This window comes from Catenulispora subtropica, assembly GCF_039531675.1.
GTDB classification, from domain to species: Bacteria; Actinomycetota; Actinomycetes; order Streptomycetales; family Catenulisporaceae; genus Catenulispora; species Catenulispora subtropica.
The window spans coordinates 56,313-68,551 of sequence record NZ_BAAAQM010000057.1 but is presented as its reverse complement, the minus strand read 5'-3'; the positions used below and the strand labels follow the sequence as shown (position 1 = coordinate 68,551).

General features: G+C 69.4%; 10 protein-coding genes. 5 read left to right on the top strand and 5 right to left on the bottom strand.

Annotated features, from left to right (window positions below; all coding sequences use genetic code 11):
• Positions 1-328 precede the first annotated feature (328 nt).
• On the top strand, positions 329-1,570 hold the full coding sequence (locus tag ABD466_RS35585) for a GNAT family N-acetyltransferase (protein WP_344661652.1): 1,242 nt from the start codon (positions 329-331) through the stop codon (positions 1,568-1,570).
• A 120-nt stretch (positions 1,571-1,690) separates the two neighbouring features.
• Here the strand turns inward: ABD466_RS35585 and ABD466_RS35580 are convergent, their stop codons facing one another.
• Together ABD466_RS35580 and sepH are read right to left on the bottom strand one after the other, a co-directional pair.
• Positions 1,691-2,143 carry a GNAT family N-acetyltransferase gene (locus tag ABD466_RS35580; RefSeq protein WP_344661651.1) on the bottom strand — a complete coding sequence of 151 codons (453 nt, stop codon included), beginning with the start codon at positions 2,141-2,143 and terminating at the stop codon, positions 1,691-1,693.
• Between the two features lie 113 nt (positions 2,144-2,256).
• Complete coding sequence (gene sepH / locus ABD466_RS35575; protein WP_344661650.1) at positions 2,257-3,492, bottom strand: septation protein SepH; 1,236 nt, start codon at positions 3,490-3,492, stop codon at positions 2,257-2,259.
• 256 nt (positions 3,493-3,748) lie between these two features.
• Between sepH and ABD466_RS35570 the strand changes: the two genes are divergently transcribed.
• On the top strand, positions 3,749-4,429 hold the full coding sequence (locus ABD466_RS35570) for a trimeric intracellular cation channel family protein (protein ID WP_344661649.1): 681 nt from the start codon (positions 3,749-3,751) through the stop codon (positions 4,427-4,429).
• A 63-nt stretch (positions 4,430-4,492) separates the two neighbouring features.
• On the opposite strand, the gene ABD466_RS35565 is transcribed toward ABD466_RS35570, so the two are convergent.
• The 3 genes from ABD466_RS35565 to ABD466_RS35555 all read right to left on the bottom strand — a co-directional run bounded on the left by ABD466_RS35565 (position 4,493) and on the right by ABD466_RS35555 (position 7,361).
• Positions 4,493-5,581: a hypothetical protein gene (locus ABD466_RS35565; protein ID WP_344661648.1), complete on the bottom strand. Its 1,089-nt coding sequence runs from the start codon at positions 5,579-5,581 to the stop codon at positions 4,493-4,495.
• On the bottom strand, positions 5,578-6,129 hold the full coding sequence (locus tag ABD466_RS35560) for a SigE family RNA polymerase sigma factor (protein ID WP_344661647.1): 552 nt from the start codon (positions 6,127-6,129) through the stop codon (positions 5,578-5,580). The genes ABD466_RS35565 and ABD466_RS35560 overlap by 4 nt, the downstream gene beginning before the upstream one ends.
• A gap of 461 nt (positions 6,130-6,590) precedes the next feature.
• Positions 6,591-7,361, bottom strand: a complete 771-nt coding sequence (locus ABD466_RS35555; protein ID WP_344661646.1) for a hypothetical protein — start codon at positions 7,359-7,361, stop codon at positions 6,591-6,593.
• Positions 7,362-7,619: 258 nt separating this feature from the next.
• Between ABD466_RS35555 and acnA the strand changes: the two genes are divergently transcribed.
• The 3 genes from acnA (at position 7,620) to ABD466_RS35540 (ending at position 12,239) form a co-directional block, all read left to right on the top strand.
• Positions 7,620-10,280 carry an aconitate hydratase AcnA gene (acnA, locus tag ABD466_RS35550; protein ID WP_344661645.1) on the top strand — a complete coding sequence of 887 codons (2,661 nt, stop codon included), beginning with the start codon at positions 7,620-7,622 and terminating at the stop codon, positions 10,278-10,280.
• A 154-nt stretch (positions 10,281-10,434) separates the two neighbouring features.
• Positions 10,435-11,910, top strand: a complete 1,476-nt coding sequence (locus ABD466_RS35545) for a hypothetical protein (protein WP_344661644.1) — start codon at positions 10,435-10,437, stop codon at positions 11,908-11,910.
• Entirely contained in the window at positions 11,910-12,239 is a 330-nt protein-coding gene (locus ABD466_RS35540) for a hypothetical protein (protein ID WP_344661643.1), read from the top strand. Before ABD466_RS35545 ends, ABD466_RS35540 begins: the two co-directional genes overlap by 1 nt.

The following is a 12,239-nucleotide window of genomic DNA, read 5'->3' as shown; positions in this document are numbered from 1 at the left end:
CGGCGGACCCGGCGGACCCGGCGGACCCGGCGGGCGCGGCGGGCGCGGCGTTGCCGGTCGCCGCCACGGCGAGGCTGGCGCCGCACAAGGCGGCGGCCAGCCCCAGGATCAGGGGGGTGCGTCTCACGGTGTTACTCCTCCAGGTGGCGTGAAGACAGAGGGAGTACGGGAGAGTGCTTGCGGTTTCTTGGCCATTAACCGTGGTTGACTGTCTAGTTACGCCACGCCCCGCCGTCAAGGGTTTAGACCACTGACATCAGTTTCCTGATGGCTCACCGGAAGCTTTTAATGAGTGGCCGCTCCGTGCCGGGATGCATAGCCTGAGCGGATGACCATCGAGATCAAGGTCGTCACCGACTCCGCCCTGGACGACTTCTCCGACGCCATCGACGTCGGGTTCTACCATCCGGAGAACCGGGGCGTCCGGGGCGCGGCGCGCCGCGAGTGGTTCGCGGAAGACCTGGCCGCGGGCCGGTTCATCGGTGCCTATGACGGCGGGCGCACCGTCGGCACGTTCTCCAACATGCTGAACCGGGTGACCGTGCCGGGCGGAGCGTCGGTGCCGGTCGGCGCGGTCACGACCGTCACGGTGACTCAGACCCACCGCCGCCGCGGCATCCTGACCTCGATGATGGCCGCCGGCCTGCGGCAGTCGGCCGACGCCGGCGAACCGCTGTCGATCCTCATCCCGGCCGAGTGGCCGATCTACGGGCGCTACGGGTACGGCCACGCCACCGACGAGGCCCGCTATACCTTCGAGGCCGGCCGCTGCGCGGCGGTCCGCCCCCTCCCGGGCACCGTCGAGTTCGTTCCGGGCTCGCAATACGTTGAGGAACTCTCCGCCGTCTACGACCGGGTCCAGGCCGCGACACCGGGATCCATCGAGCGGCGCAACAAATGGTTCGAGCGCGACGCGGGCATCCTGACGTGGGACGGCAAGCCGACCGACAAGGAGTACTTCTTCGCGCTGTACCGGGACGAGTCCGGCATGGTGCGCGGCGGTGTCCGGTATAAGTTCTCCGATGGCGGCTGGGAGGGCTTCGTGCCCGATGGCGAGGGAACCGACGTCGACCTGGTGGCCGAGAACCACGTGGCCCGGGTCCGGCTGTTGCAGTTCCTGTGGGAGCAGGACTGGATCACGTCGTTCACCATCGAGCACTCACCTGTCGACGACAGCTGGCGGCACCTGATGGCCAACCCCCGCTACGCCCGGCAGAAGCAGCGCTACGACGTCCTCTGGGCGCGGGTGCTCGACGTCCCGGCGGCGCTGGAGGCCCGCACCTACGAGAACGAGGGCCGGCTCGTCGTCGCCGTCACCGACCCGGCCGGCTACGCCGAGGGCGTGTACGCCCTCGAAGGCGGTCCCGGCGGTGCGAGCGTCAAGCGCACCACCGCGTCCGCCGATCTGACCATGCCGGTCCAGACGCTCGGCGCGCTCTACTTCGGCAACCATGCCGCGACGGCGCTGGCCGGCGTCGGCGGGCTCACCGAGGACAAGCCGGGTGCGCTGGCGGTCGCCGACCGGATGTTCAAGACCGCGATCCCGCCGTTCTGCGCCACCTGGTTCTAGGCGCCGACGGTGACGCAGCCGAGGCCGGTGACAGCGCCAGCGCCAGCGCCAGTGCCGACGTCGGCGCCAGTGCCGACGCCAGTGCCGGCGCCAGTGCCGACGCCGGTGGAGCCGGCGTGCTCAGACCACCGGCCCCGGCTTCGTCGGCCGCTCGTCGATCTCCATCCAGGCCTGCGGCCGCGCCACCGGATAGAACCCGGCCTTCTCGTAGGTCGCGTGCTTGTCCTTGGTGGCCAGCAGGAACCGGTTGATCCCGATCGCCTTCAGGTCGGCGACGATCTCCCGGCTGAGCCAGGGCCCGACGCCCTTGCCCCGGTAGGCCTCGTCGACGTACACGTCGCAGAAGTACGCGAAGGTCGCGTGGTCGGTGATCACCCTGGTCAGGCCGATCATCGTCTCCGGATCGGCGTAGACGCCGTAGACGTGCGAGCCGTCCAGCGAGCGTTCGACGCGTTCGCGCGGACGGCCCACTCCCCACCACGACTCCTCGGCGATCCAGCGGAAGACCTTGTCGTGGTCGACCAGGGCCGGATCGTCGCTGATGAACAGACCGTCCTCGCGCGTCACTTCCATGACCAGAAGTCGATCACACCGCGTGGCGCGGAGCCAACGCCAAATCGCGAGAAGTGGCCTGGCCTCCAGCGTTTCTCAAGCTGTGAGACCAGGCCGGGTGCTTCAGGGCCGGATCAGTCCCGGCCGCCCTTCTGCTTGCCGCGCCGCGAGCCGAACACGATCTCGTCCCACGACGGCACCGTGGCCCGCCGGCCCGGCCGCACGCCGTCGGCCTCGGCCTGCCGGTCGGTGGTGCCGACCATCCGCTCCCGGTGCGGGGCGATGGTGCGCGGGCCGAAGATGGCGTCGTCGAACGCCGATCCGGCCGACTGCCCGGCCACCGCGGCGATCGGGGCCGCCGAGCGGGTGTCGTCGAGGAAGTCGAAGTCCTCCTCCGGGCTCTGCGTCGGGCCCGGGACGCCGGCGGCGCCGTTCGGCGTGCCCGGAGACGCGGTCGCGGAGCCGGCCGAGGCCGCCTGCGACGGCAGCGACGACGGATGCCGTTCCACCGAGGCGGTGCGCTCGCGCTCCGCGGCGGCCCGGTCCCGTTCCCGCTCCCGTTCCCGGTCCAGCGTGCCGGAGCCCGCCGGACCGGCGGAGGCGGCCGGGTGGGCCGGATGAGCCGGGCCCGCCGCGCCGGAGCCGCCGTCCGACGACCGCCGGCGCGCCTCCAGGTGCACCAGCGAGCCGCCGGCCGAGGAGCCGTTGGAGCTCGGCACCGGGCCGGGCACGACGGTCCCGCCGGAGAGCACCGAGGCGGCGACGAACGGGAACATGGGCTCGGCGGCGGCGATGCTCGCCGCGTCCGAGGACAGCAGGCGTGCCTCGTCGTCCTCGGGCGTCACCAGCCGGCGCGGCGGGTCGAAGGCCCACAGCGCCTCGTACGTCTCACCGGAGATCTTGTAGACGGCCTGCACGGTCCAGGTGCCGTCCTCGCGCCGCCAGGAGTCCCAGCGGACCAGGGCCGCGTCCTCGGCGCCGCGCTTGGCCAGCCGCTCGGCGACGATCTCGCCCAGCTTCTGCCCGTGGTTCTCGCCCTGCCGGCGCACCTGCGTGTTCTGCGCCTTCTCGGCCATGAACGCGCGCTCGGCCAGGATCGGGCCCTCGAACCGGCGGATCCGCTCCACGGAGATGCCGCACGCGTCCGCGACCTCCTGGGCGGTGGCGCCGGCGCGGATGCGGGCCTGGATGTCCCGCGGACGCAGCTGCCCCTCAGCCTCTATCTCGATCTGGCCCAGCCGGGCCCGGTCGCCACGCACGGCGGCCCGCAACCGCTCGTCGATGGTGAGGTGGAACTCCTGGCCGTCGGCCGAGCGCAGCACAAGTCGCGAACCGTCGCTGGTGACGGCCATGACGCGGAGCTCTGTCACGAGCGGACCTCCCTTCGACGAGTGCTGCCAGCTAGACCGTACTGCATCGACACGCCGATCGGGTACGGGAAACGGATGAGGTCGCCCGGACAGCAAGGGTTGTCGGTCATTTGTCGTACGCCGTCCAGTTGTGGGATGACAGATGTGGCCCCCCTACTGGGCCCGAACGCACTCGCCGGAATAAGGTCCGCAGGACCGTCCCGGCGAGCTTGTAAGGACACACTCCCGCCTTGAACGGGGTACATTCCCAGACATCATGGTCGCCAATCCTCATCTTCCGGTTCTTCTGGATCTTCTTGGCGTCTTCGCTGCGGCGGTCGCGGGTGCCTTCGCGGGTCTGCGCAAGGGACTGGACCTCGTCGGCATCCTGGTGATCGCCGTCGCGTCATCACTCGGAGGAGGGATGATCCGCGACGCGCTGATCGGAGCGACACCCGTCGCGGCGATCGAGGACTGGCGGTACTTCGCGACGGCGCTCGGCGCGACGGCGGTGGTGCTTCTTTTCACAAGCCGCCGACTGAGTGATTCGAAGCTGAAGACGGCGATGGAGGAGCTGCGCGGACGCTCCTTTCGCTACGACCGGATCGCAGTGGTCGCCGATGCCCTGACGCTCGGCCTTTTCGCGGTGTCCGGCACTCTCAAAGCATTGGATTACCATCTGCCGGTGTTCCAGGCCGCGCTGCTCGGAACCGTTACCGCGACCGGTGGTGGCGTGATGCGCGATGTGCTGGTCAACGAGGTGCCGTTGGTGCTTCAGAGGGAGTTGTACGCCGTGCCCGCCTTCGTGGGCGGGTTGCTGTTCGGTCTGATGGAGCACAACGGATTCGTGGTTCGGGGTTATCTCGCATCCGTGGTCGCGATCTTCCTCACGACGGCGTTCCGTCTCGTGGCCGTGTGGCGGGACTGGCACGCGCCGCGCCCCGGCGCTGTCGCATAGCGCCGGGGTCGCGGTTTGATACACGCCGTGGGATTTCTCACAGCGTGAATCTCAAGGTGAGCATCAGTTCACGACGTTCGTAGTCCAGTTCGCGGGGTCGGTGCCCAGAGAAGTGATGCGGTCCAGCAGGCCCTGGGCGCCTCCGACGGAGGCCAGAGCGGACTTGCCGTCTGGACCGGGGGCGTCCTGGACGCAGATGTGCAGGCCCTCGGAGTCTTTGCAGGCGGTCCTGCTCTTGTCCTTGATCTGCGGGGTCTGCGTGGTGATGTGCAGGGGACCGTAGGCGGTGGGGTCGGCGATCGGCAGCGACGAGTCCTTGGCCGCGTTCACCAGCCCGGCCGAGATGGTGAAGTACGCCTTCGGGTCGGTGACGGAGCCGGTGTGGTACGTGATCCCGAACATCGCGGACCCGCTGAATCGCCCAGGAGCGCCCAGCATGGCCTCACCCAGCGTGACGCCCTTCGGCAGGCCCTCGATGTGGATCGGCGCCGGAACCGCCGACTCTTCGGTGCGCACCGATTCCGCCACCTTGATGAGCAGCGTCGTCAGCTCCTCGTCGTGGATCGCATAGTCGCCGCCGAGCGTGTACCAGGCTCCCGACTCGCTCTGCCATGTCAGTGACAGATCGGGGGGGATATTCGGACCGCTGGCAGGATTCGTCACGATATAAGCCTTCCTGCTGTTCTTGACCGTCACCTCCTTCTTCGTCTCGTATCCCGCGATGGCGGGTTCCGTGGCCGACTTGTAAAGGTTCAACATCGGAGGGGAATCGGCCGGCTTGACGGCCTCTCCGCTGTGCGCGGTGATGCCGTCGCCGTACTGGCTCCCGGAGATGTAGCTGTCCGTCCGGAAACCGTCCGGCAGCCAGCCGAACGTCCCGATCGCCACGAGCGGGTCGGTGCCGGTGAACGTGTGCTTCGCCGGGGCGGCCGCACCGTTCTGGGCCGCCGGTGCCACGCTGCCGAGCGCGTTCACCACCAGCGCGCAGGCCGCGACCACGGCCACGCCGCCGCCGATCGAGGCGAGACGGGCCACGGCCATCCGCCGGCGGCCGTCGGCACGGGCCCTGCCGATGTCGATGGTGCTGGGCGGCGCGTCGGCGTACGCGGCCTCCGCGAACTCGTCCAGCGAGGTTTTCAGGTCGTACGTCATCGAGGTCCCTCCGTAACGGGGATCAGGCTCGGATCGAGGAGGTTCCGCAGGGTGGCCAGACCGCGTGCGGACTGGCTCTTGACGTTGCCGGTCGAGCAGCCCATCAGCTGCGCCGTCTGCTCGACCGACAGGTCGCAGTAGTAGCGCAGCACGACCGTTGCGCGCTGCCGTGGTGGCAGCCGGCCGAGCGCCTCCCGGAGGTCCAGATCCAGATCCAGATCCAGGTCCAGACCGACGGCTCCGGCCGGATCAGGCTCCGGATCCGCGGCCCCGGACCCGGCACCGAACCGGTGCAGGATCGTCCACCGCGCCCAGCCCGCACGCTGCTCGGCCAGGTAGGTGTTGACCAGCGTGCGGCGCGCGTAGCCGTCCACGTTGTCGGCACGCGAGGCCCGGTGCCAGTGCGTGTACAGCTTGGTGATCGAGCTCTGCACCAGGTCGTCGGCGCGGTGCCAGTCCCCGCACAGCAGGTAGGCGACTCGCCGCAGCCAGGCTTGGCGGGCGCTGACAAATGCGGTGAACTCGGCGTCGCGGTCAGGCTTCGCCATACGTTTCCCCCTCAGGGTCGGTGTCCGGACACCCACCTGATGCGGCCGGGTGCGCGTGGGGTTGCACGCGCGTCGCGCCGGGCTGGCCGGCCGAGCCGCCGGCCCCGGATCGAGCCGCGGATCCAGCCGCGGTCCCGCACCTAGGGTGTGGTGCGACCGACCGCTGCTCTGGACGCAGACCACGCAGGCAGAGGGGAAGTGGACGGCGCCCGTGGACCACACCGGCGCGCCAGAGAGTGTGTCCCCCGTCCCCTGAAAGTGGCCCTGGGGACCGCCGACGGAAGCCTCGGCGACGCAGATCGTTACCGCCGCCTACGGTGTGCGGTAGTAGATGTTGCGGTAGTAGTTAGGTAGACGCGGCGGCCACGGACCCCGGCCGCCGATGCGAGCAGCCCACTCTTGAGCCTCCGGCTCGGGTGGGCTGCTTCGCGGTGAACGGCTTTCCGCATCCCGGGCCGCGGTCACTCCAGGACGAGCTCGATCTCCGGCTCGTCGGTTCCCTTGTCCAGGTAGCAGGACCCGGGCTCGACGTACTCCGTGCCGCCCGGTCCGTTGATGTGGATGCCGGTGAACACCGCCACGTGCGTCGGCACCGTCTGGCGCTCCCGCAGCACCGTGATCACCTTGTGCGTGTCCGCGGTGATCACGTCGCGGGCGATGCGCGTCAGCCCGGCCAGATCCGGCAGCGGGCCCTCCGGCAGCCACGGCGGGATCCGGTCCCGCAGCATGCCCTGCTCCGGGTCGAGCAGGTCCAGGAACGGGTAGTCGCCGGTGGGGGCGTTGTCGCCCCGCAACTCGTCGTGCAGGGCCATCAGGGCACCGCAGGTGTGCGAGACGCCGGGGACGCCGGGGCGCTCGACGTTGCCGATGACGCCGTTCGCGTCGATCCCTATGTGGGGGAGGGCCACCAGGACGAAGCGGCGTATGCCGTCCTCGATGGGGGCGTGGCTGGCGGCGGCGAGGATGCCGGTGCGGCCCAGGACGATCATGCCGGCCAGGCCGGCCATGTTGAAGCCGGCGCCCCAGGTGTCCTGGAGGCGGGCGGTGAGGTTGAAGGCCAGCTCGTCGCGGCAGGTGGCGATGAGGGGCAGCGAGTTCGCCGCGTGGAATCCGTGGGGGGCCAGCAGCTCGCGGGTCGCCCGGACGAATCCGGTGGCGGGGATCGCCTTCGGGAACGTCGAGCGGAGCACCAGGGAGGCGGCCTGCGGGGTCGTCATGGGGTGAGTCGGCATGGCGTCCATTGGAAACGATTGTCACGGGGGTGGCGCTCGGGCGCCAGCGGCCAACCGGGTGAGGGCGGTCACAGCGTGCGTCGTGGGGCGCTCGGGGCGGCCGGGGCGGCCGGGGCGGTCCGGGACGCGGGGGCGACGGTGCCGTGCCGGTGCCCCGAGTGGAGCACGGGCCGCCCCCGGGTTGGTCAAGCGCGGCGGCACCCACTAGAGTCTCTTGATGTCGAGATACTTTCCGCAAGCGAGAGCTGGGCCATCGCCATGACCTCCAAGAACAGCTTCGGCGCCCGCGACACCCTCGCGGTGGGCGCGCAGTCGTACGAGATCTTCCGCATCGGGGCCGTCGAGGGCTCCGCGCGACTTCCCTTCAGCCTGAAGGTGCTGCTGGAGAACCTCCTGCGCACCGAGGACGGCGCCAACGTCACCGCGGACCAGATCCAGGCGCTGGGCCAGTGGGACCCGACCGCCGAGCCGGACACCGAGATCCAGTTCACGCCGGCGCGGGTCATCATGCAGGACTTCACCGGCGTGCCGTGCGTGGTGGACCTGGCCACGATGCGCGAGGCGGTCGCGGAGCTGGGCGGCGACCCGGCGAAGATCAACCCGCTGGCGCCGGCCGAGCTGGTCATCGACCACTCGGTGATCGCCGACGTGTTCGGGCGCCCGGACGCCTTCGAGCGCAACGTCGAGATCGAGTACGGCCGCAACCGGGAGCGCTACCAGTTCCTGCGCTGGGGGCAGACCGCCTTCGACGAGTTCAAGGTGGTGCCGCCCGGCACCGGCATCGTGCACCAGGTGAACATCGAGCACCTGGCGCGGGTCGTCTTCGACCGCAACGGCCAGGCCTACCCGGACACCGTCGTCGGCACCGACTCGCACACCACCATGGTCAACGGCCTGGGCGTGCTGGGCTGGGGCGTCGGCGGCATCGAGGCCGAGGCCGCGATGCTCGGCCAGCCGGTCAGCATGCTGATCCCGCGGGTCGTCGGCTTCAAGCTGCACGGCGAGCTCCCGGCCGGCGCCACCGCCACCGACCTCGTGCTCACCATCACCGAGATGCTGCGCAAGCACGGCGTCGTCGGCAAGTTCGTCGAGTTCTACGGCGCCGGCGTCGCGGCCGTGCCGCTGGCCAACCGGGCCACCATCGGCAACATGTCGCCGGAGTTCGGCTCCACCTGCGCCATCTTCCCGATCGACGGCGAGACCATCAGCTACCTGAAGCTCACCGGCCGCTCCGAGGAGCAGCTGGCGCTGGTCGAGTCCTACGCCAAGGCCCAGGGCCTGTGGCACGACGCCGACCACGAGCCGGTCTACTCCGAGTACCTGGAACTGGACCTGGCCACCGTGGTGCCGTCCATCGCCGGCCCCAAGCGCCCGCAGGACCGCGTCGTGCTGGCCGAGGCCAAGGGCAAGTTCGCCGAGGTCCTCCCGGCCTACGCCGCGCAGGGCTCGAAGCCGACCCCGGTCACCATGGAGGACGGCACCCAGTTCGCCATCGACAACGGCGCGGTCGTCATCGCCTCGATCACCTCCTGCACCAACACCTCCAACCCGCAGGTGATGGTCGGCGCCGCGCTGCTGGCCAAGAAGGCGGTCGAGAAGGGCCTGCACGCCAAGCCCTGGGTGAAGACCACGCTGGCGCCCGGCTCCAAGGTCGTCACCAACTACTACGAGCGCTCCGGCCTGACGCCGTACCTCGACAAGCTCGGTTTCAACCTCGTCGGCTACGGCTGCGTCACCTGCATCGGCAACTCCGGCCCGCTGCCGGAGCCGGTCAGCAAGGCGGTCAACGAGGCCGACCTCGCGGTGGTCTCGGTGCTGTCCGGCAACCGCAACTTCGAGGGCCGGATCAACCCGGACGTGAAGATGAACTACCTCGCGTCCCCGCCGCTGGTCGTCGCCTACGCCATCGCCGGCACCATGGACTTCGACTTCGAGGCCGAGCCCCTGGGCTTCGACGGCGAGGACAACCCGGTGTTCCTCAAGGACATCTGGCCCTCCACCCAGGAGATCCAGGCGGTCATCGACCAGGCCATCACCGCGGAGATGTTCGCCAAGGACTACTCCGACGTGTTCGCCGGCGACGAGCGCTGGCGCTCGCTGCCCACCCCGACCGGCAACGTCTTCGAGTGGGACGCCGACTCCACCTACGTGCGCAAGCCCCCGTACTTCGAGGGCATGGCGGCCGAGCCCGCCCCGGTCGCGGACATCCACGCCGCACGGGTCCTGGCCAAGCTGGGCGACTCGGTGACCACCGACCACATCAGCCCGGCCGGGTCCATCAAGCCGGACAGCCCGGCCGGCACGTACCTGGCCGAGCACGGCGTGGAGCGCAAGGACTTCAACAGCTACGGCTCCCGCCGCGGCAACCACGAGGTGATGATCCGCGGCACGTTCGCGAACATCCGCCTGCGCAACCAGCTCCTGGACGGCGTCGAGGGCGGCTTCACCAAGAACCTCCTCACCGGCGAGCAGACCACCATCTACGAGGCCTCCCAGGCGTACCAGGAGGCGGGCATCCCGCTGGTCGTCCTGGCCGGCAAGGAGTACGGCTCCGGCTCCTCCCGCGACTGGGCGGCCAAGGGCACCGCGCTCCTGGGCGTGAAGGCGGTCATCGCCGAGAGCTACGAGCGCATCCACCGCTCCAACCTGATCGGCATGGGCGTCGTCCCGCTCCAGTTCCCGGCCGGCCAGAACGCCGAGTCCCTGGGCCTGACCGGCGAGGAGACCTTCGAGATCACCGGCCTGGAGGAGCTGAACAACGGCACCACTCCGCGCACGGTGAAGGTGAAGGCCGTCGCGTCCGGGGGACAGAGCACAGAGTTCGACGCCGTGGTCCGCATCGACACCCCCGGTGAGGCCGACTACTACCGCAACGGCGGCATCATGCAGTACGTGCTGCGGAATCTGCTGAAGAAGTAAGCCGATCCCGCCGAGCGGCCCCCGACCCGAGGGGGGTCGGGGGCCGCTTTTGCGTTGCCGGCATTGGGGACCGGTCCCCCAGCAAGGTGGAGCACACTGACGAGGCATTGGTAGTGTTCTGAGAGCCGAATACGACATGAGGGGCGGGGAACCCATGGCGCGTCCGACGGATTGGGATGTTCTGGATCTGGACCATGATCCGACGCCCGGCGATCCGTTCCGGATCAAGGAGATAGGTAAGCGGCTTCAGGACCTGGGGGATGAGGCCGAGCGTGCCGCGCGGGATGTGCGCGGTCTGGCCGGCGATCCGGCGGCGATGAACTGGATCGGCGCTTCCGGTGATGAGTTCCGGGATCACATCGGTAAGTTCCCGGGGCAATTGGACAAGGTCGCGAACTCACATCACATGTGCGCCTCGGCGTTGCTGGACTTTGCGAACGCGTTGGATGGGCATCAGTCGCAGGCTGATCGGGCCCTGACGCAGGCGCGTCCGCTGCACGATCAGGTGAAGCGTCTGCAGGATCAGCTGCATGCGGCGAACGCGGATCTCACCTCGGCGAACAAGGGCGTGGACGCCGCACACGCCGCCTCCACGGTCGATCCGACGGCGGTGCACAACGCGGTGCAGTCGCAGACCAACGCCAAGAGTGCGGTGGATTCGCTGAACTCGCAGCTGTCCGGTCCGGCGGCGCAGCTGGAGGCGTTGAAGAAGCTGGCGCGTTCGGCGGAGGATCTGCGGCACGGCGACGAGGACACCGCCCGCTCGAAGATCAACGCTGCGACCGATGCGGGGATCGCGCCGGACTCGTTCTGGCACAAGGTCGGGGAGATCGCCTCCGCCGTCTGGCACGGCCTGGTGATCGTGGCGAAGATCGTGTCGTTCGTCGGCGCGATCGTGCTGATGATCGTCGGCGGGCCGTTGTGGCTGATCGTCGCCGTTGTGGTCGCCGGGCTGATCATTCTGGCCGACACGCTCTACAAGTATTCGCAAGGCAAAGCCTCGCTATGGGACGTCGGCCTGGCAGTCCTGGCGTGTATCCCGATCACCAAGGGCTTCACCTCAATGGCCGCGGTGGCTGATGCGTTCCGCGCCGGTGGCATGCTCGGCGCGGGCCTGCACGTCGCCGGGGCGATCGGCGGCGCCGCCAAGGACCTCGTCGTCGGCATGAGCGCGCTGCTCCGGGGCGGCATGGGCCGCATGGTGGCGTTCTTCGGGGACGGCGCACGGGTGGCCGACGAAAGCCTCGGGGCGTTCCGCGCAGGCTTCACCCCGTGGACCGAAGGCGGTCCGGTGGTCAGCGTCAACCGCCTGGTCCGCGAGCTTGGTCAGGCCGGTTTCGGCGACCTGGCCCGCCAGTTCGAGATCCAGCGGGTCCCCATCATCCGCGACCCCGGAGGCGGTTTCGGCTGGGGCTACAGCCCGCTGACCGTCCTCAAGGAGGGCGAGAAGCCGATCATCCAGATCTCGCACCGCGGCCTGTCCTCCATGGACGAGGCGATCAAGACCTTCTTCCACGAGACGTACCACTGGGACACGTTCTTTAAGATGGGGGTCGGCGGCACCGAGGACGCGGCCGAGGCGCATGGTGTCAAGATGTGGCAGGAAGTCATGAGGAGGCTCGGGAAGTAATGATCAACTACACCCCCGAGGAAGTGCGTGCCCTTACCGAGGAGCGCTTCGCCTCCCCCGGCGCCGTCGAACCGTTCCGCTGTCCGGCCTGCGGCGAGATGGACGTGCGCATCCGCCAGTACGCCTCGACGCACGGCGAGGTCACCAAGACCATGGGCTACGCGTGGTGCCGGGCCAGCCGGCACTTCACGGGCTGGACCTCGATGTACTCCGAGGATCTCGACGACTTCCTGGTGAAGCTGCCCGAGGAGCAGCAGGCACGGTTCCGGGAGCTCAGCCTCGAGGGTGACCTGGACGGCATGTTCGAGTTCCTCGACTCGGTGTCCTGA